Annotated in this window: 23 protein-coding genes and 1 tRNA gene; 7 read left to right on the top strand and 17 right to left on the bottom strand. The window is 71.1% G+C overall.

Annotated features, from left to right (window positions below):
- Positions 1 to 2: 2 nt before the first annotated feature.
- The 6 genes from glgX to MRBLMI1_RS10385 all read right to left on the bottom strand — a co-directional run bounded on the left by glgX (position 3) and on the right by MRBLMI1_RS10385 (position 5,118).
- A complete protein-coding gene (gene glgX / locus MRBLMI1_RS10410) occupies positions 3 to 2,225 on the bottom strand; it encodes a glycogen debranching protein GlgX (protein WP_367732210.1) in 2,223 nt (740 codons plus the stop codon).
- Between the two features lie 147 nt (positions 2,226 to 2,372).
- Positions 2,373 to 2,858, bottom strand: coding sequence for a glutaminase (locus tag MRBLMI1_RS10405; RefSeq protein ID WP_367732208.1), 486 nt, complete (start codon positions 2,856 to 2,858; stop codon positions 2,373 to 2,375).
- Entirely contained in the window at positions 2,855 to 3,706 is an 852-nt protein-coding gene (locus tag MRBLMI1_RS10400) for a transposase (RefSeq protein ID WP_367732178.1), read from the bottom strand. Before MRBLMI1_RS10400 ends, MRBLMI1_RS10405 begins: the two co-directional genes overlap by 4 nt.
- Before the next feature lie 82 nt (positions 3,707 to 3,788).
- On the bottom strand, positions 3,789 to 4,466 hold the full coding sequence (locus tag MRBLMI1_RS10395; RefSeq protein ID WP_367732176.1) for a GTP pyrophosphokinase: 678 nt from the start codon (positions 4,464 to 4,466) through the stop codon (positions 3,789 to 3,791).
- 60 nt (positions 4,467 to 4,526) lie between these two features.
- Positions 4,527 to 4,670 carry a hypothetical protein gene (locus MRBLMI1_RS10390; protein WP_367732174.1) on the bottom strand — a complete coding sequence of 48 codons (144 nt, stop codon included), beginning with the start codon at positions 4,668 to 4,670 and terminating at the stop codon, positions 4,527 to 4,529.
- A gap of 130 nt (positions 4,671 to 4,800) precedes the next feature.
- Positions 4,801 to 5,118, bottom strand: coding sequence for a hypothetical protein (locus MRBLMI1_RS10385; protein WP_055959437.1), 318 nt, complete (start codon positions 5,116 to 5,118; stop codon positions 4,801 to 4,803).
- Between the two features lie 107 nt (positions 5,119 to 5,225).
- Here MRBLMI1_RS10385 and MRBLMI1_RS10380 point away from each other — a divergent pair, with 107 nt between their 5' ends.
- Positions 5,226 to 5,549: a hypothetical protein gene (locus MRBLMI1_RS10380; RefSeq protein ID WP_367732172.1), complete on the top strand. Its 324-nt coding sequence runs from the start codon at positions 5,226 to 5,228 to the stop codon at positions 5,547 to 5,549.
- On the opposite strand, the gene MRBLMI1_RS10375 is transcribed toward MRBLMI1_RS10380, so the two are convergent.
- On the bottom strand, positions 5,550 to 5,807 hold the full coding sequence (locus MRBLMI1_RS10375) for a hypothetical protein (RefSeq protein ID WP_367732170.1): 258 nt from the start codon (positions 5,805 to 5,807) through the stop codon (positions 5,550 to 5,552).
- An 89-nt stretch (positions 5,808 to 5,896) separates the two neighbouring features.
- Positions 5,897 to 6,430 (bottom strand): MarR family winged helix-turn-helix transcriptional regulator, encoded by a 534-nt coding sequence (locus MRBLMI1_RS10370; protein WP_367732168.1) that lies wholly within the window; start codon positions 6,428 to 6,430, stop codon positions 5,897 to 5,899.
- A 147-nt stretch (positions 6,431 to 6,577) separates the two neighbouring features.
- Between MRBLMI1_RS10370 and MRBLMI1_RS10365 the strand changes: the two genes are divergently transcribed.
- The gene (locus MRBLMI1_RS10365; RefSeq protein ID WP_367732164.1) at positions 6,578 to 7,066 is read left to right on the top strand and encodes a MarR family winged helix-turn-helix transcriptional regulator; all 489 of its coding nucleotides are present in this window, start codon (positions 6,578 to 6,580) and stop codon (positions 7,064 to 7,066) included.
- A 24-nt stretch (positions 7,067 to 7,090) separates the two neighbouring features.
- Here the strand turns inward: MRBLMI1_RS10365 and MRBLMI1_RS10360 are convergent, their stop codons facing one another.
- Positions 7,091 to 7,330: a DUF3072 domain-containing protein gene (locus MRBLMI1_RS10360; RefSeq protein ID WP_367732156.1), complete on the bottom strand. Its 240-nt coding sequence runs from the start codon at positions 7,328 to 7,330 to the stop codon at positions 7,091 to 7,093.
- Between the two features lie 107 nt (positions 7,331 to 7,437).
- On the opposite strand from MRBLMI1_RS10360, the gene MRBLMI1_RS10355 reads away from it, so the two are divergent.
- On the top strand, positions 7,438 to 8,400 hold the full coding sequence (locus tag MRBLMI1_RS10355) for an alpha/beta fold hydrolase (protein ID WP_367732154.1): 963 nt from the start codon (positions 7,438 to 7,440) through the stop codon (positions 8,398 to 8,400).
- Between the two features lie 114 nt (positions 8,401 to 8,514).
- Here the strand turns inward: MRBLMI1_RS10355 and MRBLMI1_RS10350 are convergent, their stop codons facing one another.
- Positions 8,515 to 9,630, bottom strand: coding sequence for a PQQ-dependent sugar dehydrogenase (locus tag MRBLMI1_RS10350; RefSeq protein ID WP_367732152.1), 1,116 nt, complete (start codon positions 9,628 to 9,630; stop codon positions 8,515 to 8,517).
- A 180-nt stretch (positions 9,631 to 9,810) separates the two neighbouring features.
- On the opposite strand from MRBLMI1_RS10350, the gene MRBLMI1_RS10345 reads away from it, so the two are divergent.
- A complete protein-coding gene (locus MRBLMI1_RS10345) occupies positions 9,811 to 10,893 on the top strand; it encodes an FUSC family protein (protein ID WP_367732150.1) in 1,083 nt (360 codons plus the stop codon).
- Between the two features lie 99 nt (positions 10,894 to 10,992).
- Here MRBLMI1_RS10345 and MRBLMI1_RS10340 read toward each other — a convergent pair whose 3' ends face one another.
- From MRBLMI1_RS10340 to MRBLMI1_RS10330, 3 genes are all read right to left on the bottom strand, one after another.
- Entirely contained in the window at positions 10,993 to 11,802 is an 810-nt protein-coding gene (locus tag MRBLMI1_RS10340; protein ID WP_367732148.1) for a DUF1206 domain-containing protein, read from the bottom strand.
- Positions 11,803 to 11,806: 4 nt separating this feature from the next.
- A complete protein-coding gene (locus MRBLMI1_RS10335; protein ID WP_367732146.1) occupies positions 11,807 to 12,619 on the bottom strand; it encodes a phosphatase PAP2 family protein in 813 nt (270 codons plus the stop codon).
- Positions 12,620 to 12,791: 172 nt separating this feature from the next.
- Positions 12,792 to 12,881 (bottom strand) — tRNA-Ser (locus MRBLMI1_RS10330).
- Between the two features lie 289 nt (positions 12,882 to 13,170).
- On the opposite strand from MRBLMI1_RS10330, the gene MRBLMI1_RS10325 reads away from it, so the two are divergent.
- The 3 genes from MRBLMI1_RS10325 to MRBLMI1_RS10315 all read left to right on the top strand — a co-directional run bounded on the left by MRBLMI1_RS10325 (position 13,171) and on the right by MRBLMI1_RS10315 (position 17,084).
- Positions 13,171 to 14,121 (top strand): L-lactate dehydrogenase, encoded by a 951-nt coding sequence (locus MRBLMI1_RS10325; protein ID WP_367732144.1) that lies wholly within the window; start codon positions 13,171 to 13,173, stop codon positions 14,119 to 14,121.
- Between the two features lie 156 nt (positions 14,122 to 14,277).
- On the top strand, positions 14,278 to 15,642 hold the full coding sequence (radA, locus tag MRBLMI1_RS10320; protein WP_367732142.1) for a DNA repair protein RadA: 1,365 nt from the start codon (positions 14,278 to 14,280) through the stop codon (positions 15,640 to 15,642).
- Positions 15,643 to 16,679: 1,037 nt separating this feature from the next.
- Positions 16,680 to 17,084, top strand: coding sequence for a dehydrogenase (locus tag MRBLMI1_RS10315; RefSeq protein WP_367732140.1), 405 nt, complete (start codon positions 16,680 to 16,682; stop codon positions 17,082 to 17,084).
- Positions 17,085 to 17,622: 538 nt separating this feature from the next.
- On the opposite strand, the gene MRBLMI1_RS10310 is transcribed toward MRBLMI1_RS10315, so the two are convergent.
- The 4 genes from MRBLMI1_RS10310 to MRBLMI1_RS10295 all read right to left on the bottom strand — a co-directional run bounded on the left by MRBLMI1_RS10310 (position 17,623) and on the right by MRBLMI1_RS10295 (position 22,326).
- Entirely contained in the window at positions 17,623 to 18,285 is a 663-nt protein-coding gene (locus MRBLMI1_RS10310) for a hypothetical protein (RefSeq protein ID WP_367732138.1), read from the bottom strand.
- A gap of 46 nt (positions 18,286 to 18,331) precedes the next feature.
- On the bottom strand, positions 18,332 to 18,841 hold the full coding sequence (locus MRBLMI1_RS10305; protein WP_367732136.1) for an amino-acid N-acetyltransferase: 510 nt from the start codon (positions 18,839 to 18,841) through the stop codon (positions 18,332 to 18,334).
- A 71-nt stretch (positions 18,842 to 18,912) separates the two neighbouring features.
- On the bottom strand, positions 18,913 to 21,438 hold the full coding sequence (locus tag MRBLMI1_RS10300; protein ID WP_367732134.1) for an ATP-dependent Clp protease ATP-binding subunit: 2,526 nt from the start codon (positions 21,436 to 21,438) through the stop codon (positions 18,913 to 18,915).
- Positions 21,439 to 21,615: 177 nt separating this feature from the next.
- Complete coding sequence (locus tag MRBLMI1_RS10295) at positions 21,616 to 22,326, bottom strand: hypothetical protein (protein WP_367732131.1); 711 nt, start codon at positions 22,324 to 22,326, stop codon at positions 21,616 to 21,618.
- Positions 22,327 to 22,377: the final 51 nt, after the last annotated feature.

Below are 22,377 nucleotides of genomic sequence, written 5' to 3'. Positions count from 1 at the left end.
GGTCAGAGCTCCGGCTTCGGGGCCTGCGCGGGCAGGTCGTCCGCGCCGGCGGCGAGGACCTGCGCGGTGAGCGACGCGGCGACCGAGTGGTCCACCTCGGGCTCGGGCACGTGGTGCTCGCGCAGCACGATGAGCGACTTCGGCTCCAGCGGCAGCGTCTCGCCGGGCTCGAGAGGCTCGGTGTTGGCGCGCTCCCCCGCGGTGTCGACGTAGGCATCCCACTTCGGGGCGTAGTCGAAGGCCGGGAGCTGGAAGTCCACCTGCTCGTCACCCGCGTTGAAGAGGACGAGGAAGTGGTCGTCGCTGATCGACTGGCCCCGACGGTCGCGCTCGCGGATGCCCTGACCGTTGAGGAAGACCCCCACCGCGCGACCGAAGCCGCTGTCCCAGTCCTCGGGCTGCATGACCGAGCCGTCCGGACGCAGCCAGACCACGTCGGGGATCGGCGCCCCCTCCTCCATCTTCACCGGGCGGCCGTCGAAGAACCGGCTGCGGCGGAAGGTGGGGTGCTGCTTGCGCAGACGGGCGAGCGCCGCGGTGAACTCGATCAGCGGGGTGTCCACGGTGGACCAGTCCACCCACGTGATCTCGTTGTCCTGCGCGTATCCGTTGTTGTTGCCGCCCTGCGTGCGTCCCAGCTCGTCGCCGTGCAGGAGCATCGGGACACCCTGGCTGAGCAGCAGCGTCGCGATGAAGTTGCGCTGCTGCTGGGCCCGGCGCTTCAGCACCTCGGGGTCGTCCGTCGGACCCTCGACGCCCATGTTGCTCGAGCGGTTGTGCGATTCGCCGTCGTTGTTGTCCTCGCCGTTGGCCTCGTTGTGCTTCTCGTTGTACGACACGAGGTCGCGCAGCGTGAACCCGTCGTGGGCGGTGACGAAGTTGATGGATGCCACCGGCGCACGGCCGGAGTGCTCGTACAGGTCCGCCGAGCCGGTCAGGCGCGAGGCGAACTCGGCGAGAGCCTGCGGCTCCCCCCGCCAGAAGTCGCGGACCGTGTCGCGGTACTTGCCGTTCCACTCGGTCCACTGGGGCGGGAAGTTGCCGACCTGGTAGCCGCCGGGACCGACGTCCCACGGCTCCGCGATGAGCTTCACCTGCGAGACGATCGGGTCCTGCTGCACGAGCTCGAAGAAGGCCGCCAGGCGGTCGACCTCGTAGAACTCGCGGGCGAGCGTCGACGCGAGGTCGAAGCGGAAGCCGTCGACGTGCATCTCCAGCACCCAGTACCGCAGCGAGTCCATGATCAGCTGCAGCGTGTGCGGGTTGCCCACGTTCATGCTGTTGCCGGTGCCGGTGTAGTCGGTGTAGTACCGCTTGTCGTCGTCCTCGAGGCGGTAGTACGCCTCGTTGTCGATGCCGCGCATCGACAGGGTGGGGCCCATGTGGTTGCCCTCGGCGGTGTGGTTGTAGACCACGTCGAGGATGACCTCGATGCCCGCCGCGTGCAGCGCCTTGACCATGGCCTTGAACTCCTGCACCTGCTGGCCGTGGTCGCCGGTCGAGGAGTAGGTGTTCTGCGGGGCGAAGAAGGCGATGGTGTTGTAGCCCCAGTAGTTCGACAGCCCCTTGTCCTCGAGGGTGGAGTCGTTGACGAACTGGTGGACCGGCATGAGCTCGATCGCGCTGACGCCGAGCTTCTTCAGGTGGTCGATGACGGCCGGGTGAGCGATGCCGGCGTAGGTGCCGCGCAGCTCTTCGGGGACCTCGGGGTGCAGCTCGGTGAGGCCCTTCACGTGGGCCTCGTAGATGAAGGTCTCCGCGTACGGCGTCTTCGGCTGACGGTCGCCCGACCAGTCGAAGAACGGGTTGACGACGACGCCCTTCATCATGTGGGGCGCGGAGTCCTCGTCGTTGAACGAGTCCGGGTCGCCGAACTCGTAGCTGAAGACCGGCTGGCCCCAGTCGATCTGCCCCTCCACGGCCTTCGCGTAGGGGTCGAGGAGGAGCTTCGCGGGGTTGAAGCGCTTGCCGTTCGCGGGGTCGTACTCCCCGTGCACGCGGTACCCGTACCGCTGCCCGGGGAGGATGTTGGGGAGGTAGGCGTGCCAGACGAAGGCGTCGACGTCGATCAGCTCGTAGCAGGTCTCCGTTCCGTCCTCGTCGAAAAGGCAGAGCTCTACCTTCTCCGCTCCTTCACTGAACAGGGCGAAGTTCGTCCCATTACCGTCGTAAGTGGCCCCGAGGGGATAACTGGATCCTGGCCATACCTGCTGCACGTCGCTCACGATAGACCAGCGTTGTTTCCGCGGAAGACCGCCGTCATCGCTGTTGACACCCGCATCCCCCGCGACTATGCGCGCGCATCGCGCGCCGACCGGTCGCGCCGTCCAGGTGCGTTCGACCGGTTGCTGCAGCAGGTCGATCCGTTCGTCTCAGGCGCGTTCGGGCGGGTGCTGCAGCAGGTCGATCCGTTCGTCCAGATAACGGTCGAGCGGCATCAGCCCACCGGCCGCGCTCCAGCGGACGACGACGGCACCGCCGCGCAGGGCGACCGGGGTCGACCGCTCGTCGAGCGCATCCGCGTCGACGGGATGCCACCCGATGTGCACGACCGCCCCCTCCGGGACGCCCCCGCGTGCGGCGGCCGCGGCGAGCTCGGCGCGGCGCCGTTGCGACTCGGCGGCGAACCCCCGGCGGACTTCGGCGCGGGACCGGACGATGTCGCCGGTGGCGAGCAGCGCGTCCTCGGTGAGCAGCAGGACGCCGAGGTGCCAGGCCGTCGTCGTGGGCACGATGCGGGGAGCGCGGGGGAAGCCCAGCAGCCGTCGCCCCTCCTGCAGCTCCCCGATCCTCTCCCGCGGCGCGTCGGTCAGACGTGCGCGGGCCGCGTCGAGCAGGTCGTCGAGCGCATCGGTCACCGGTCGTCTCCCTCGTCCCGCGCGGCGACGGCCCGTTCCAGGGTCTTCGCCGCCTCCCGTGCGCTGCGCTGCGCCTCGACCCGGTCCGCCTCCCGGCGCTCCACCTCGCCGTCGGCCGCAGCCGCGTCCTTCTCGACCCTGGCGAGCTCGGCCCGCAACGCGGCCACGCGCTCGTGCACCCGATCGGCGTGCTCCCGCGCTGTCGTCAGATGACTCTCGGCCGACGACACGGTGCGGTCGGCCTCGGCCTGCGCGCGCTCCGCCTCGCGGACGGCTCGCTCGGCGGCCTTCCGTGCGCGGCGGGCGGCGAGGTCGTCGCGCGCCGGCGCGGCGGGAACGGCGTCCGGGGCGCCGCCGGCGACCGCCGCGCCGAGCGCGTCGCCGTCCAGGGCCCCCGCCTCGATCGTCGTGACGAGCCGTCCGGTCAGGACCGCGGCGGCGGCCGCCGCGTCCACGACGGCCGCGTTGACGGTGTGCTCCACCGCCTCGGTCATCGCCGGGCTGAGCGTCGTGCCGGCCTCCGCCGCGAGCTCGGCGGCGCGACGGGCCAGAGCCGAGACCAGTGCGCGCCGCTGCTTCCCCAGACGCGCCAGCTCCGCGGCATCCAGGTCGTCCTGCGCCTCGTGCAGCGCGGCCGAGAGCTCGACGGCCTCCCCCAGCTGGCCGTCCCGCACGAGCAGGTTGACGGCCCAGGCCGCGACGGTGGGCTTACGCAAGCGTTTGACGCGCGTCGCCAGGGACCCGGACACCTCCGCCGCTCGGGCGTTGCGCGACGCGGTGAACGACGCCGGCGGTTCCGCGTACAGCGCGACGGCGATCTCGTCGAGGCGGGCGTCGTCGTCGCTCATCCCTCCATTGTGGCGGTGCGGGCAGGACACCCGTCCTGGCAGGTCGTTCGGGGCCCGGCGGACGCACGCGCCCTGCGTGCTGTCAGAGCGCGACGACGTCGATCCCAGAACCGCGGATCTCCCGGTGCAGTCGCTCCATGCGCGCGTCGAGCTCCGCGGCGGTGTCGGCGGCGTCCTTCAGCTGCGCGAGCAGCTCGTCGGGGACCAGGCGGTCGTACTTGTAGTAGATCTTGTGCTCCAGGCTCGCCCAGAAGTCCATCGCGATCGTCCGGAACTGCACCTCGACGGGCACGTGCACCCGCCCGGTGGAGAGGAAGACGGGCACCTCCACGATCACGTGCAGGCTCTTGTACCCGTTGGCCTTGGGGGTGGCGATGTAGTCCTTGACGTCGCGCACGCTGATGTCGTCCTGCTGGGTGAGCAGGTCGAAGAGCCGGTACGCGTCGGCGACGAAGCTGCACGTGATCCGGATGCCGGCGATGTCGGTGATCGAGGCGCGGATGGAGGCGAAGTCCGGCTCGACGCCCTTGCGGCGGACCTTGTCGACGAGGCTGTCCGGCGACTTGACCCTGCTGGACACGTGCTCGATCGGGTTGTAGGCGTGCATCTCCTGGAACTCCTCGCGGAGGATCGAGATCTTCGTCTCGACCTCGGCGAGCCCGAAACGGTACTCCATCAGGAACCGTTGGAACTCGTCGCGCATCGCACGCAGGGCAGAGCCCGACACCGTGATCTGCTGCTCCTCCAGCGGGTCGGTCATGCCTCCGACGCTACAAACGCCGGCTACGAGGCCGCTGAGAGACCGCGTCGGTCCATCGCCTCAGCGGTGCGGGCGCGCGCTCACCCGCGGCACGAGCTCGCCGTCGATGACGTCGATCCCGATGAGGCCGTCGAAGACGTCGGGAAGATCGTTCCACCCGTCGCCGTCGGGCACAGGGAGAAACGGGGGGACATGGTTCGTCACGGCTCGACTCCTTCCGTGCGTTTCCTCCACGATGGCAGACGCACGCGACGACCGAGTCGCGTCTTGACAAGCTCCCCTGTCAGACCTATCTCACACGGCCGACCGACGTTCGTCGGCGCGCTGCGGAGGGTCAGCCCTCTTCGACGTGGGCGTCCTCGGACGGCTCCGGCGTGATCGCGAGACCGTTGGGACCGGATGCCGCCAGCATGAGGTCCTCGACCCAAACGCGGTTGATGCGCGGCTGACGGCTGCCGTAGAAGTGGAACTGGATCGGCACCGACGGGTGCATCCAGAAGCTGCGGCGACCACTGCCGTCGCCCACCTCGACGTCGAACATGAACGACTCGGAGCGACGCAGCTTGTTCATCACGACGATGCGCAGGTGCGCCAGCGTACGGTCATCGATGTCGACGGCGTTCGCGACGGTGTCGTAGATGAATCGTCCCATGCGATGAGCCTAATGGAGGTTGGTCCGCCTCGAATCCCGGATGCCACGGCGGCCCTTCCGACGCAACCCCCGCATCCGTGGCTCCGACCCGGCGGTACCGTGCTCGGGTGGGAACGCTCTACTACGGCGACGCTGCCTCGCCGATCGAGATCGAGGACCGTGCCCTCGCGCACGTCAAAGTCGTCATCGCGACCAAGCTCCGCCGCGGCGAGAGCTTCACGCTGTCGTGGGCGCACGGCGAGGGGCAGGAGCCGGGCCGCAGCACGGTCTGGCTGCACCCGTCCATCCCGCTGAGGTTCGCGTTCACCGAGGCGGAGCCGGCTCTGCTCAGTCGTGCGTGGATCGAGGAGCTCGCGACGTCCGCCAACTCCTCGGGGGGTCTGATGATCGTCCCCGAGCCGGAGCGCGGCGGCGAGACGGGCCCGCGCTGACTAGAAGCGGCTCTGGTCGAGGATCTCGCGCGCGCCCTCTTCGACGGCGGCGGGGATGACCGTGGGCTTGCCGGCGGTGAACGCCTCCCACTCGCGCAGGACGACGGCCTCGATCCTGGCCGGGTCCTCGCCCGGGTAGTCGGTCCGCAGTCTGGACAGGACGCCCTCGAACGAGGTCACTTCGACACCCTCAACCACCACGATCGCGGGGTCGAACGCGGACACGTCGGCGCGCGCGTCCACGATGTCGTCGTCCATGCGCCCATGGTTTCACGGACTCCGCGCGGTTCCTAATACTCGGAATGAAAGTAGGCTGCCGAGTTTCTTAGTCGGATGCGCGATCGTCTTCAGGCGTCGGCGGAGGCCTCGACCGGAGCCGGGTGCGGATCGACCTGGTCGACCGCGTCCTGCAGACGCGAGAGACAGGCGATGACGACGGAGCTCTCCTCGGGCGTCATGTCGACGACGGCCGCCATCATGCGGGAGTGCATCTCGCCCAACGTCGCGCGGACCTCGGCGTCGCTGGCCGCCGTCGCCACGACGTGGATGCTGCGGCGATCGGTCGGGTGCGGCACACGCGTCACGTGACCGGTCTTCTCCAGACGGTCGATGATGGCCGTGGTCGAGGCGGTCGACACCCCGAGGTAGCGAGTCAGCTCGCTCGGGGACACGAGACGGTTCTCCCCGGTCGCGCGCAGAAGATAGCGGAGGACGAGCAGCTCGTTCTCACCCATCGACATGGACTCGCGGGTGCGACGGCGCATGGCCACCTCGGCCGCGCGGTAGACGCGGAAGGCTTGCAGGACGTCCACGGCACGACGGCGGCGGTCCTCTTCGGCGGCGCCGTACCAGTAGCGCGACGATTCGGGCCCGGTTTCCACGTCGAAGATCCTATGTCAGCCGATCGCGGCCGAGCCCCTGCCGCTCCCGGCTCACGGCCGGTAACATGCTAAGAAGAACAGTTCTCCACTTGGTAGGCAGCAGAGACACTAGCGAGACGAGACACAATCCCGCGCTCGGGAGGTGACATGAGACACACAGCGACCGCAGACGACGTCGTGAGGGCGCTGAGCGAACTCACCGACTCGAGCGCCTCGATCGAACGGACCGCCCTCCACTCCCTCGGCATCGGACCGAACGACGCACGGGTGCTGCGGTTCCTCATCGATCGCACCCCGGACGACGACCCCGTCACTCCCCGCCTTCTGACGGAGATGCTGGGGATCTCCTCCGCCGCCACGACGGCACTGATCGACCGGTTGGCGGACGCCGGGTGGGTCGAGCGGGAGCCGTACCCGGGCGATCGTCGTTCGATCGTCGTGCGCGCCACGATCGACCCCGCGTCGCCGGCGCGTCGATTGCTCGCCGTCAGGCACGCGTCGGTGGCGCTGGCGGCATCCAAGCTCGGGGCCGGAGATCGGCGGGTGGTCGCGGACTTCCTCGACGAGATCGCGCGGGCGGAGAAGCAGCACCTCGACGAGCTCGCTCCCGAGGACACCGCGTCGCGCACTTCCTGAGGCGCGCGACGCGGCGACGGCGGGTCAGTCGGACGAACGACCGGTCTCGGACTGCAGGCGCTCGATCTGCTCGGACGCCTCGGCCTTCGTCAGATCCGCCGGGATCTCCTCGCCTGCCTGGCGGGCGAGGGTGTCGAGGTAGCTGCGCTGGGGCGCGGTCATCGGCTCGTCGCCGGTGACCCAGTCGGACGGGTCCTTCTCGGCGGGGTTGTCGCTCTCGCGAGCGGCGCCGAGGGTTTCTTCTTCACGCGGAGCATCGGTCATGGTGTCGAGGCTAGGCCGCTCCTCCGACACCGGCCCCGGTCTTGACAGCGCCGCGGGGACCGGGCGCGCACCGGCGCCCGTCCAGGCCGATGCGGCATCCTGGACCGATGCCCCCCGCGATCGCTCCCGCAGACGTCGATGTCCAGACGGTCGTCAACGACGGCGCACGGACCCGCGTCACCCGCATGTCGACCGGGACGGGCGGGCGGCCCTTCGTCCTCGTCGCCGGCATCGGCGTCGCAGCGACCTACTTCGAGTTCCTCGCTCCTCTGCTCGCCCAGGAGGGAGAGGTGTTCGCCCTCGACCTCCCGGGCTTCGGCGGCATGCCGCACCCGGGTGAGGCCCCCACCCCGGCGTTCTTCGCCGATCAGGTGGAGGCCGTGATCGCCCGGTACGGCCTAGAGGACCCGGTGCTGATCGGCCATTCGATGGGGACGCAGGTCGTCACGGAGGTGCTCGCGCGCCGTGACGACCTCCGCCATGCCGTGCTCGTCAGTCCCGTCGTGGACGAGCAGCACGCGACGGTGCTCGAGCAGGGCGTGCGGTTCGCCCAGGCCACCGCGCGCGAGTCGTTCCATCTGGCGATGACGGCGCTCTCCGCGTATCTCCTGTGCGGGATGCTGTACTTCCTCGAAGTGCTCCCGCACATGCTGCGCTACCGCATCAGCGACCGGATCGGGCTCGGTTCGGCGCGTCTGCTGCTCATCCGCGGCGAGTTCGACCGCCCGTCGCCACGGCGCTTCCACTCCCGGCTCGTGGCGGCCGCCCCGTCGGCCGCGCGCTGGGAGATCCGCGGGGCCGCCCACTCCATCATCAACGGGCACGCCGTGGGTGTGGCGCGACTGGTCTCGCGTCATCTCGCCGGAGACCTCCCCGCGCGCGGGCGTCTCTCCAGCGAGGATGCCGCCGTCCCGCCCGCGGACCATGCCGACGCGCGGATGGTCCTCAGCGCGATCGGCAGCCGGTTCGCGGAGTGGTTCAGCGCGCTCCGCCGCGACGAGGACGGCGTCGAGCGCGCCAAGGCGCGGCACGCGCGCCTCCTCTGGCGCGCCTACGTCTCGCCCCGCTGACTCCCCGTCCCCATAAACGCTTCCTGCACTCGGAAACGCTGTCACCCGGCGTTTCCGGGCGCGGAGAGCGTTTATCGGCCCCGAAAAGGCGCGGCAGGCGTCGCCGACGCCGGATCACCCCGCGGTCAGCGGCACCCGCAGGATGTCGTCGACACCGCCGTTCCCGCGGTCCGTGTCGCTCGTCACGACGTACAGCTCGCCGCCCGGGCCGACCACCGCGTCCCGCAGGCGTCCGAACTCTCCGACGAAGTACTCGGTCGACGTCGTCGGATCGCTCGTCGGGATGCCGCGCAGCCGCTCCCCCCGCAGATTGGCCACGAACACGGTGCCCTCGACGACGGTCAGACCGCTCGGACTCGCGTCCGCCGGTGCCCACTGCTGGACGGGGTCGACATAGCGGGGGTCTCCGCCGACGCCCTCGACCGTCGGCCACCCGTAGTTCCCTCCGGGCTCGATGATGTTGAGCTCGTCCCACGTGTCCTGCCCGAACTCGGACGCGAACATCGTGCCGGCGGCATCCCATCCGATGCCCTGCGGATTGCGGTGACCGAGGCTCCAGACCGGCGACCCCGCGAACGGGTTGTCGTTGGGGATCGACCCGTCCGGTGCGATGCGCAGGATCTTGCCCGCGAGCGAGTCCGGGTCCTGAGCGAGCTCGGGGTCGGACGCGTCTCCGGTCGTGACGTAGAGCATGCCGTCCGGACCGAACGCCAGCCGCCCGCCGTTGTGGATGTTCGAGGCCGGGATGCCGTCGACGAGCGTCCGCGGCTCGCCCAGCGCGAACGCGCCCGCCGCCCCGTCGAGCGGGAATCCCACCACGCGGTTGCCGTCCGGCGTGGTGACGTAGGCGAACAGCTCGCCGTCCGCCACCGCGATCCCGAGCAGCCCGCCCTCGCCCCGGGCCGCGACGTCCGGCACCTCCCCCACCGTCCGCAGTCCGCCGTCGACGACCTCGAGGATCCGCCCTGTGTCGCGCTCGCTGACCAGCATCGCCGTGTCGGCGAACGCCACCGACCAGGGGGTCACGAGACCGGATGCCACGCCCTCGGGGGCACCGTCGGGCATCACGGCCTGCGGTGCGCCGGGAGTCGGCGGGGCCGCAGGGGCGCTCGGCGACGGCGGCGAGGCAGCGGCATCCGGGGTCCGCTCCTCCGCGCACGCGGACAGGGCGAGCAGAGAGACGGCCATCGTGGCGAGCGCACTCGCCCGTCGCGGCAGGGGGATCGGCATGAGGGCTCCTCGTGTGGCGGTCGAGGTTCCGGCCTACCCGGCGGACCTGCGAGGTCGAGAGGGGTTGCGATCGGCCCGGGGGCGGCTATCGGCTGCCCGGGATCCCGGCAACCCCCGCGCCGGACGAGCGCCGTTCGCGGAGCATGAGGGGGTGCTGCTCCTCGTCGTCCGGGCACTGTCGTGACCCCTCGTCCCCGGCTGGATCCCCGTTCCTGGTGGGCCGATGCCGTCACCGGCGAGCGTCTGCTGCTCGCGGGCAAGACGGCCGCGGCGGCCGTTCTGGCCTGGTACCTCGCGCCGCTCGTGCCGCTGGCCTCGAGCGAGTACTCCTATTACGCCCCGCTGGGCGTGCTGGTCAGCATGTACCCCACGGTCGCCCGCTCGGCGATGAGCGGGGCGCAGGCGATCCTCGGTCTCGCCGTCGGGATCGGGCTGGGACTCGGCTCGCTCGCCCTCGTCGGCGCCGGGATGCCGCGCGGTGCGGCCGTCGCCGTCGTGATCGGGCTCGGGGTGCTGCTCTCGGGCGTGCGCGCGCTGGGAGTGGGGCGCGACTGGGTCGCGATCGCCGCCCTGTTCGTGCTGCTGCTGGGCGGCGCGGATCCGGACGGGTACTCGATCTCGTATCTCTTCACGATGGCCTTCGGCGTGCTCGTCGGCGTCGCGGTGAACCTGCTCGTCTTCCCGCCCTTGCGTGTCCGCACCGCCGACCGACGGCTGACGCAGCTGCGCGACGACCTCGTGTCGGACCTCGACGAGATGGCCCGCGCGCTGGCTCACCGGCAGTTCGATCCTCATCGCGCCGGCGCCGCCACGCAGAACCTCGCCCGGACGCTCGACTCCGTCCGGGCGGAGGTAGATGCCTCGGACGAGAGCCGTCGGTACAACCCGCGCGGGCGCCGGGTGCGGGACCAGGGCGCCCTGCACCGGCGCCGACTCGACACCCTCGCCGCGTCCGCGGAGGCGACACGGACCCTGACCGTCGCGTTGACCCGCCTGCTGACCGACGCCGGCGTGGACGCGCGTCTTCCCGGCGGCGCGCGCACCGCGCTGGCCGATGCCATCGCCGCGCAGAGCCGGCTGATCGAGGCCCCTTTCGACGGGTCCGACGGGCCGCTCGCCGAGGCCGCCGACACGCTCGACCGCTACATCGACAGCCTCGGCCGGTCGGAGGTCGCCACGACGGTCGAGACGCTCGACGGATGGGACGCAGCGATCAGCCTGCGGCGCATGACCGAGGCGTCGAGGGAGTTCGCCGGTCGTTGAGAGGGGCGGGATGCCGCCGGGTGGCATCCATCGTCCTTTTCCTCACATGCGCGTACCGCGCCCGGGCCCTCACATGCGCGCGTACCGCGCACGGGCCCTTCACATGCGCGCGTACCGCGCCCGGGCGAAGCAGAAGAGGCCGTAGACGACGAGGCCGACGCCGACGAGCCAGAGCACCACCTGACCCAAGGGCAGGGCGGCGAGCGACCGCAGTCCGGCGTCGATGCCGCCGGCCGCCTCGGGATCGTTCTTCAGCGCGGCGACGACGAAGAGCACGCCCGCGACGCCGACCGCGATGCCCTTGGCGACGTAGCCGACGGTCCCGAAGGTGCGGATGCCGCGTCCGGCCGCACCGCTCGGGAGGGAGAGGTGCTTCGTGAAGGCCCGCGTGATCCCGCGGATGACGAATGCGACACCGACCGCGGCGACGGCGAGACCGACGAGGACGAGGAGGAAGACGCCCGCGGGGACGGCGAGGAGCCGCGCGCTCAGCGTCTGGGTCGACTCCGCGGAGTCCGAGCGCGCGCCCAGCGCGATGCTCAGGGCCGTGCCGGCGATGGCGAGATAGGCCACCGCCGTGCCGATGAACTTCGCGCGGTGGCCCCAGGCCTTCTTGGCATCCGGGTCCCGTTCGAGGATCGCCTCGGCGATCTGCCACACGGCGAGCGCGGCGAGTCCGAGGACGACGACCCACAGCAGCAGAGCGCCGGCGGGCGCGTCGTGCACCCGCTGCAGTGCGCCGCTCTGGTCGGCGTTCTCCCCGCCGCCGGCGCCTCCGGTGGCCACGGCGACGGCGACGACGCCGATGAGGAGATGGATCAGGCCGAGGACGACGTAACCGATGCGGGCGGCGACGCGGAACGCGGTGGAGTCCTGGGCCTTGTCGGCGGCGGCGGAGGCGGAGCTCATGGCGTCACGCTAGCGGGGCGGGCGGGAGGTGCCGGGAACCGTTGACTTCGGCCGTCGCGCTCGTCTGCCCGGCGGAGCGAAGGGCCCGTCGCTCACGGAACACCTCCACCGCGGACCACACCAGCGTCGCGACGACGATGCCCTCGAGCGCACCCGCGACCACGTCCGACAGCCAATGCGCGTGCAGGTACGTGCGGCTCCACATCATCAGCAGCACCCACACCGTCGTGAGGACCCATACCCACCGTCGCCGCAGGATCAGCGCGAGGGTCACGGCGACGGTCGTCGCCACCGCCGTGTGCCCCGACGGAAAGGACGTCGCCATCGTCTCGGCCAGCGACCCGGCGGGCCGGTGGCGGGCGATGACGGCGGCCATCGGCGCCCCGATGGCCACGACGAGGACGATGGATGCCGCCACGTTCACGGCATCCCCGTACCGGCGCCGCACGGCGAACACCGCGATCAGCACGACCCCCGCGACGATCATCCCGATCGTGCCGCCGGCCACCGCCGGCACCCACGCGACGATGACGAGGACCGGATTCGCGAGGTCTGCCATGGCCTCGTCCCACCACAGGTCGGGGGCCAGCGGCTGATGCCGGCCCAGCGCGACGACGAGCCGCAGCACCACGAAGACGACGGTCGCCAGCACGCCGACGGTGAGTGCGACCCCGCGGCGCGCGTCGGCGGCGGGGGTCGGCGCGTCCGTCTCCGGAGCGAACGGCGGTTCCTTTCCGGGCGGGCCGCTGCGCGAGGGCGGCTTCTGCGCGGGCGGGCCGCTGCGCGGGATCGCGGCGTCGGGGGACGAGGCATCCATAGGGAGATTGTGCCCATACGCGTTCCCCGTGTGGAGCCGTTGCGCGGCCGCGCCGATGTCCTCTCGGGGCGCGGTTTCCACGACCGCGGATGCGGCCCGAAGCCGCGCTCGCCTCAGCTCCACAGAAAAAGCGAAACCCCCGCGGTCCTGAGGCAGGACCCGGGGGTTTCGGTGGCGGTGACGGTGGGATTTGAACCCACGGTAGGGGTGAACCTACACAACATTTCGAGTGTTGCACCTTCGGCCGCTCGGACACGTCACCGCCCACTAGCTTACGACAACCCGCGGCCCGCCGCGAATCGGGCGGTCCCCCCGCGACCGGCGGTCGCCGCGGCTGCCGGCCAGGGCTCGCCGAACTCCGGAGAACCGGCGCGTCCGACCCGAAACCTGCGCCGTACGGCCCCGGAATCGCGGCAAACTCCGGAGCCCGGCACACCGGAACTCAGGAGTTGAGCGACCCGTCGGGCGCGAGCCGTGACCCCTGGCATCCGTTCATCCACCGTCGAACGACCCCGCTGGATGCCGTTCTCCCCCGCTGTCAGGATCGAGCCATGAGCGTGATCGAGAACTCGAAGCTGACGGTCGTGGGCGCGGGCAGCGTCGGGGCGAGCGTCGCGTACGCGGCGCTCATCCGCGGCTCGGCCCGGCACGTCGCGCTCTACGACATCGCGACGGAGAAGGTCGAGGCCGAGGTGCTCGACCTCGCGCACGGCACGCAGTTCACCGGGTCGAGCGACATCGTCGGAGGCAGCGACGTCGCCGTCGCCGAGGGCTCCCACGTCGTCGTCATCACGGCCGGCGCGAAGCAGAACCCCGGTGAGACGCGCACCGAGCTCGCCGCCACCAACGCCGCCATCCTGCGCGACATGATGCCGCAGCTGCTCGAGGTCGCCCCCCACGCGATCTACGTCATCGTCACCAACCCCTGCGATGTGCTCACCGTGCTCGCGCAGGAGGCGACAGGGCTGCCCGCCGCGCGCATCTTCGCGTCCGGGACGGTGCTGGACACGTCCCGCCTCCGCTGGAAGCTCGCGCAGCGCGCGGGCGTCGCCACCTCGAGCGTGCACGCGTGGATCGTCGGCGAGCACGGCGACACGGAGTTCCCGCTGTGGTCGACGGCGACGATCGGCTCGGTCCCCATCACGGAGTTCGACCTCCCCGGCGGCGGACGCTTCGGCCAGGACGAATTGGATGCCATCGCGATCGACGTCCGCGACGCCGCGTACAAGGTCATCCAGGGCAAGGGCGCGACCAACTACGCCATAGGGCTGTCGAGCGCGCGCATCGTGGAGGCCGTCCTCCGCGACGAGCACGCGATCCTGCCCGTCAGCACGGTGCTCCAGGGTTTCCAGGGCATCGACGGGATGGCGCTCTCCGTCCCCTCGATCGTCAGCGCATCGGGCGCGGTGCCGCTGGCCGGCACGCCGTTCTCCGACGCCGAGCGCACCCTCCTGCACCGCTCCGCCGCGGCGCTGACGTCCGTGGCGTCCTCGCTGCGCTGAGGTTCCGCCCCCGCTTCTAGCCGAGAAACGCTCTCTGCACCGAGAAACGCCGTCACCCCGCGTTTCTCGGGGCAGGGAGCGTTTCTCGATGGGGCCGGAGAGGGGATGCCACCACCTCGCGCCGGCGATGTCGGAGGGGCCGCGTAGCCTGGGCGCATGGCATCCCGTCGTCCCGTCACCGCCGCTCCCTACCGGTGCACCGAGTGCGGCTGGACGACCCTCAAGTGGGTCGGCCGGTGCGGCGAATGCCAGCAGTGGGGCACCGTCGTCGAGGCTGCGGACCAGACCGGCATCACCCGCTCGGTCACGCCCGTCGCACCGGGTGCGGCGCGGGCGGCGCGGCGCATCACCGAGATCGACACGCAGGACGCACCCCGACGCACGAGCGGGGTCGGCGAGTTCGACCGCGTGCTCGGGGGCGGCGTCGTCCCGGGAGCGGCGATCCTCCTGAGCGGCGAGCCGGGCGTCGGCAAGTCGACGCTGCTGCTGGAGGTCGCGGCGCAGAGTGCACGGGCGGGCCGTCGGGTCCTGTATGCGAGCGGCGAGGAGTCCGCCGCGCAGGTGCGGCTGCGCGCCGAACGGACGGGGGCGTTGCACGACGAGCTGTTCCTCGCCTCCGAGACCGACCTCGCCACCATCCTCGGCCACATCGACGAGGTCCAGCCGGAGCTGCTCATCGTCGACTCCGTCCAGACGGTGTCGTCCGGTCTGAGCGACGGCGCCGCCGGCCAGCCGAGTCAGGTGCGGGAGGTGGCATCCACTCTCATCCGTGTCGCGAAGGAGCGCGGGCTGCCCGTCATCATCGTCGGGCACGTGACGAAGGACGGGTCCATCGCCGGTCCGCGGATCCTCGAGCACCTCGTCGACGTGGTGTGCCACTTCGAGGGCGACCGGCAGACGTCGCTGCGGTTCGTCCGCGCGCTCAAGAACCGCTTCGGCCCCACCGACGAGGTCGGCTGCTTCGACATGACCGGCAGCGGCATCGCCGAGGTGTCCGATCCGAGTGCTCTGTTCCTCGGACACGGCGACCCCGAGCCGGGCACATGCGTCACGATCGCCATGGAGGGCCGCCGCGCCCTGCCAGTCGAGGTGCAGGCTCTCGCCGTCAAGCAGACGGCCCCGAACCCCCGGCGCATCGTGAACGGCGTCGATGCATCACGCGTGGCCATGGTGCTCGCCGTGCTCGAGAGCCGGGTGGGCGTCTCGCTCGCCGACAAGGACGTGTACGTGTCGACCGTCGGCGGGGTGCGGCTGGTCGAGCCGGCCGCGGACCTCGCCATCGCCATCGCCGTCGCCAACGCCGTCAAGGGACGGGTCGTGTCGAAGCGGTTGGCCGCGATCGGCGAGCTGACCCTGACCGGCGAGATCCGCAACGTCACCCACGCCCCGCAGCGGGCGTCCGAGGCGGCGCGCCTCGGGTACCACACCGTCCTCGACTCGTCGTCGAAGAAGCTCGCCCGCGCGCTGAACGAGCTGCAGGCACGCGGCCTGCCCCGCGAGGCGGAGCAGCCGGGGTTCTGACCTCGGGTGTGACCACCCCTCCGCCGCACGTCCTCCTCCGCCGCCCGACGGCGCGGTGGGAGCACGCTCTGCGGCGGCGCCGGCGGGGCTGTGCCGGCGAAGTGATGGTGGCGACGGGAGGAGATGTCGCGAAGGGAGGACCCCTGCGGCATCCATCCCCCTCCGCCGCCCACATCTCCTCCGCTCCGTCGCGGACGTCGCGGCCGGACGGCGGCGCCGGCGGCGCCGGCGAACTAATGGCGGCGACGGGAGGAGATGTCGCGAAGGGAGGACCCCTGCGGCATCCATCCCCCTCCGCCACCCACATCTCCTCCGCTTCCCGCGGACGTCGCGGCGGGACGCGGCGCCAACGACGCCGACGCGGCGCCGGCGAGCTGTGGCGGCGAAGAGATGGCAGCGAAGGGAGGTGATGTCGCGAAGGGAGGACCCCTGCGGCATCCATCCCCCTCCGCAGCCCACATCTCCTCCGCTCCCCGCGAGACGTCGCGGCGGGACGGCGGCGCCGGCGAACTAATGGCGGCGACGGGAGGAGATGTCGCGAAGGGAGGACCCCCGCGGCATCCATCCCCCTCCGCCGCCCACATCTCCTCCGCTCCCCGCGGACGTCGCGGCGGGACGCGGCGGGAGCGAGGCGCCGGCGAGCTGTGGCGGCGAAGAGATGGCAGCGAAAGGAGTGGATGTCGCGAAGGGAGGACCCCCGAGGCATGAATCGACCTCGGCGAGTCCCCTCCGCTCGGCGACGGTCAGCGCCCGGGCGGGGCGGTCCGACGACGGCGGTGAGGCGAGGTGTAGCCGAGCACCGCGGGGATCACGAGTCCGGCGGCGCACACGGCGCCGGCGATCAGGAACTCCATGCCGTCGAGTCTGTCACGCGACCATCGTAGGCGCGAGTCGCCCCCGCGCCCCCGCCCGAGCCGCGCGGCTCGCGCCCTCCCGACGGCCGTGGGCCGTGGCATCCCTTCGCCGAGAACACGCCATCTCGCGCGAGCGGGACGCGGGACGCGGGGCGGCCGCGGCGACCCGGCTAGGCTCGGAGGATGGCCGGCGGAAAGAAGCGCAAGGGACCGAGCGTGGAGTTCAAGAACACCGCCCTCACGGACGCCCTCCAGACGCAGGACATGGCCGCGATCGCGTTCGCGCTGCGTCACGGCCCGACCGTCGTGCCGCTCATGCGGGCCGGCGACCCGGACAACCCGCTCGACACCGGCGAGGTGTGGACCTACCGCGACCCGAACACGGGCCAGGTCGCCCTGCTGCTCTTCAGCGACGCCGCGCACAAGCCCGAGACCCTTCCGCCGCACGTCGCCCTGCAGTCCCCGCAGTGGCTGCGCGCGTTCCTCGGTGCGCACGAGGCCGAGATCACGACGGTGTTCATCGACATCGCCGGGCCGCACCCCATCCAGGCCTCGCCGACCGACGTCATCGCCGCGCTCGACGCCTGACCAGCTACGCACGCGCCCGCACCGGCAGCGCACCCGCCCGCACCGGCGGCGCACCCAAGCGCTCCAAGCCCGCCCGCCCGGCGCACCCGCCCGGCGCACCCGCCCGGCGCACCCGCCCGGCGCACCCGCGGCGACCGAACCGCGGCGGTCACCGCGACAGGCAGTGCGCCCGCACCATGCGGAATTGCCGCGAGACAGCCTGTCCTCGCACCGTCGCCTGCCCCGACGTCGCCCACCCGGCACCGGCCCGCGCCCGGACATGACAAAGGCCCTCTCGAGAACTCCAGTTGGGGGCTGGGGATCTCGAGAGGGCCCACATCCTCGAGGCCGCATGCCTTCTGTGCTTGGGGAACACTCCGGCACGTCGCTGGGGACGACGCTTGCGACCTTTCTTCGAGGACATCTCCAGGCTACGTGCCCGCCCTCGAACCGTCTGTCCTCTCTTCGGGGGACATTCTCCCGGTCACAGCCGATTCCTTGGACATGTCCGACGGCGCGAAGGGCCCGCAGCGCGTCCGCATCGCGCGGACACGGACCCTCACTGCAGGATGAACGTCGCCGTTCCGGCCGACGGGATGCCGCCGATCGAGACGCTCAGGTGGTACGTCGCTCCCCCACCGGGCGCGAACGGACGCTCGCCGTCGCAGGAGTCGACCGAGGAACGCGTCCGGTCCCAGGTCAGCGGCGCCGCACTCGTGACCTCCTGCCCCGCGGTCAGGACGACCTCCATGTCGCTCGGCTCGGTCTGGCAGTCGGTCGACCGCCACCACACGTCGGACCCGCTCGTGACGGTGAAGGACTGGGCGCTCGTGCCGACGTTCATCCGGCAGTCGCTGGTCCCGGTGTTGGCGAGACGGATGGACAGCTGCGGGTTCTGCCCCTGCGCGTACTCGGCCTGGTCGGACAGCGCCTCGACGCGGATGTCCGCGGGCGAGCACTCGACGGGCCCGGCGTCGACGGCGGCGGAGGGCGTCTCGGACGGTACGGGTGCCGGAGTGGAGGCGGACGGCGACGGGGCGTCGGGGGTGCTGGAGGAGGCGGGGGCCGGCGTCGTCGCATCGGCGGTCGGGGCGGCACGCCACGGCGGCGCGGCCACGAGCCAGACGACGAGGCCGATCACCGCGAGCGCGAGCAGCACGGCGACGAGGCGGCGCCGGCGGTAGACCGCCGGAGAGTGCCGCCTGCGGGGGGCATCGGTCATACGTCCAGGGTAGGCGGCGCGCCTGTGCACGCCCTCCGCGGCGCGCTCAGAGGTGCTTGAGCATGCGGGTGTTGCCCAGGGTGTTGGGCTTCACGTGCGCGAGGTCCAGGAACTCGGCGACGCCCTCGTCGGGGCTGCGCAGCAGCTGCGAGTAGACGTCGGGGTCGACCACCTGCTCGCCGATCGGCGCGAAGCCGCGGCGCGTGAAGAACTCGACCTCGAACGTCAGGCAGAACAGACGATGGATGCCGAGATCTCGCGCCTGCTGCTCCAGTACCTCGACGATGGCGCGACCGATGCCATGGTGCAGCCATTCGTCGTGGACGATGAGCGTCCGGATCTCGCCGAGGTCCTCCCACATCACATGCAGGGCACCGCATCCGACGATCTGGCCGTCCACCTCGGCCACGACGAACTGCTGGACCGACCCGAACAGCACGGCGAGATCTTTGCCGAGCAGGATGCGCTTCTGCACGTACGGCTCCAGCAGCGCGTGGATGCGTCGCACGTCCGCGGTGGTCGCGGGTCGGACGACGAACGGCGCGGGATCGGTCATCGTCCCAGCGTACGCCGGGGACGCGGAAGGGCCCGGATGCCGTAGCATCCGGGCCCCTCAGGCGTCGGCGGTCAGTTGCCGGCGACGATATCCGGCGTCGCGGTGATCTCCCCCGCGGTGCCGACACCGATCGCGACCTTCTCACCGCGCGGGCTGGTCTCGAACGAGAACTGGCCGTTCTCGACGCCGACCTTGACGTGGTCGCCCGACTCGAGCTCGCCGTGCAGGATCTTCTCGCTGAGACGGTCCTCCACCTCGCGCTGCATGGCGCGACGCAGGGGGCGAGCACCGAGCGTCGGGTCGAAGCCGATCTCGATGAGCTTGTCCTTCGCGTCGTCCGAGAGCTCCACCGTCATGTCGCGGTCGAGCAGGCGGTCGGCGAGGCGCTTCACGAAGAGGCCCACGATCTGGCGGAGCTCCTCCTTGTTCAGCTGCGGGAAGACGATGACGTCGTCGACGCGGTTGAGGAACTCGGGCTTGAAGTGACGCTTGAGCTCCTCGTCGACCTTGCCCTTCATCCGCTCGTACGAGGTCTGCGCGCTGCCCTCGACCTGGAAGCCGACCGGACCACCGGCGATCGCCGACGAACCGAGGTTCGTCGTCATGATGATCACGGTGTTCTTGAAGTCGATGACACGACCCTGACCGTCGGTCAGGCGGCCTTCCTCGAGGATCTGCAGCAGCGAGTTGAAGATGTCGGGGTGGGCCTTCTCGATCTCGTCGAAGAGCACGACCGAGAACGGCTTGCGGCGCACCTTCTCGGTGAGCTGGCCGCCCTCTTCGAACCCGACGAACCCGGGAGGGGCACCGAACAGACGCGAGACGGTGTGCTTCTCACCGAACTCCGACATGTCGAGGGAGATCAACGCACCCTCGTCGTCGAAGAGGAACTCGGCGAGGGCCTTGGCCAGCTCGGTCTTTCCGACACCGGTGGGACCGGCGAAGATGAACGAGCCCGAGGGGCGCTTGGGGTCCTTCAGGCCCGCGCGCTGACGACGGATCGTGCGCGACAGGGCGGCGATCGCCTCTTCCTGGCCGATGACCCGCTGGTGCAGGGCCTTCTCCATGAACATGAGGCGGCTGGACTCCTCCTCGGTGAGCTTGAACACCGGGATGCCGGTCGCCTGGGCGAGCACCTCGGCGATCAGGCCCTCGTCCACGACCGCGTGCGACGCGACGTCACCCGAGCGCCACTGCTTCTCGAGGCGCAGACGCTCGGCGAGCAGGGACTTCTCCTCGTCGCGGAGCGACGCGGCCTTCTCGAAGTCCTGCTCCTCGGAGGCCTGCTCCTTCTGCTCGCGGACCTTCGCGATCTTCTCGTCGAACTCGCGCAGCTCCGGCGGGCTCGACAAGATCGACAGGCGCAGGCGGGCACCGGCCTCGTCGATCAGGTCGATGGCCTTGTCCGGCAGGAAGCGATCGCTGATGTAGCGGTCGGCGAGGTTGGCCGCGGCCACAATGGCGCCGTCGGTGATCTGCACCTTGTGGTGCGCCTCGTAACGGTCGCGCAGCCCCTTCAAGATGTTGATCGCGTGGGGCAGGCTCGGCTCGGCCACCTGGATCGGCTGGAAGCGGCGCTCGAGCGCGGCGTCCTTCTCGAAGTGCTTGCGGTACTCGTCGAGCGTGGTGGCGCCGATGGTCTGGAGCTCGCCGCGCGCGAGGAGGGGCTTGAGGATGGATGCCGCGTCGATCGCACCCTCGGCGGCACCCGCACCCACGAGGGTGTGGATCTCGTCGATGAAGACGATGATGTCGCCGCGCGTGCGGATCTCCTTGGTGACCTTCTTCAGGCGCTCCTCGAAGTCGCCGCGGTAGCGGGAACCGGCGATGAGCGAGCCGAGGTCGAGCGAGTAGACCTGCTTGTCCTTGAGCGTCTCGGGCACATCGCCCTTGACGATGGCCTGGGCGAGGCCTTCGACGACCGCCGTCTTTCCGACACCGGGCTCGCCGATGAGGACGGGGTTGTTCTTCGAGCGGCGCGACAGGATCTGCATCACGCGCTCGATCTCCTTCTCGCGCCCGATGACGGGGTCGAGCTTGTTGTCGCGCGCGGCCTGTGTGAGGTTGCGGCCGAACTGGTCGAGCACGGCCGACCCGCCCTGCGCACCCTGCGAGGTCTGCTCGCCGGCACCGGAGGCGACGCCCGCGGGCTCCTTGCCCTGGTAGCCCGAGAGCAGCTGGATGACCTGCTGGCGCACCTTGTTCAGGTCGGCGCCGAGCTTGACGAGCACCTGGGCGGCGACGCCCTCGCCCTCACGGATGAGGCCGAGCAGGATGTGCTCGGTGCCGATGTAGTTGTGACCGAGCTGCAGCGCTTCGCGCAGCGACAGCTCGAGGACCTTCTTCGCACGGGGCGTGAAGGGGATGTGGCCGGTCGGCTGCTGCTGCCCCTGGCCGATGATGTCCTGCACCTGCTCGCGCACGGCGTCGAGCGAGATGCCGAGCGACTCCAGCGCCTTGGCAGCTACACCCTCGCCCTCGTGGATGAGGCCCAGGAGGATGTGCTCGGTGCCGATGTAGTTGTGGTTCAGCATCTTCGCCTCTTCTTGGGCGAGCACCACGACACGACGGGCACGATCGGTGAATCTCTCGAACATCCTCAGTCCCTCCAAAAATGGGCTGACAGGCACGCCTCCGCGCGCCGTACATCGAGAGTAACCAGCGCCCGGATGCCACGGCCCCGTGTTCGCCGTGGGCATACGGACGTCCGTGCGCGAGCCGGCCACCGCCTCGCGAGCGACCCGGGAGCCGCTTCCGCCGGCTCCCGACGCGGGTCAGCGGACGCCGAGCACCGGCACGGGGCCGTCGGCGGCGACGTTCCCGCCCGACAGCGTGAGGCTCACCTCGCCGGAGCCGGCGACGCCGCCCACCTCGGCCAGGGTGACCCGCGGGGCGATGTCCATGGTGCAGACCTGGTCGGCCGGCGGTGCGGCGAAGGTCAGGGCGATGGACTCCCCCTCCGCGGCGACGGTCTCGACCGCGGGACGGCAGCTCGAGCTGCCCCACGTCAGGACCGCGACGTGGGTGCTGTCGACCCACCCGGCGCTGGGGGCGAACTCGGCCACGGTCTCGGGCGCGGCGGGCAGCCCGGCGAGGATCGCCTGCCCCGTCACGGCGCCCTCGACGGAGATCTCGAGACCCTGCGTCGGGTCGACGCCGGCGGGGAGCACGACGGCGGTCGCCCGCGGGGCCATGTCGCGCGTGCACGCGGTGTCGGCGCTGTCCGCCAGAGTCACCGTGAGCACGCGTCCGTCGAGGGTGGGCTCGCCCGCCGCCGTCGGCACGCAGGACGAGCTCCCGTACGTGACGAGCGCGACCATGCGGCCCCCGTCGAGCCACCCGGCCGTGATGTCCGACGCGGGCGCCGAGGAGGCGGCATCCGGAGTCTCAGGAGACGTCGCGGCACCGGACGCGCAGCCGGTCAGCGCACCCGCGGCCAGCAGACCCGCACCGAGCAGACCGAGGAGCGTGTATCGACGGGACATGGGGGACCTCCAGGGGACGACGGGCTTCCATCCTGGCGAAGAATCCTGGAT

This window comes from Microbacterium sp. LMI1-1-1.1 (genome assembly GCF_040815675.1).
Lineage (GTDB): Bacteria > Actinomycetota > Actinomycetes > Actinomycetales > Microbacteriaceae > Microbacterium.
Note: the sequence above shows the minus strand (reverse complement) of the source record. Positions and strands in the feature narration are given on the sequence as shown.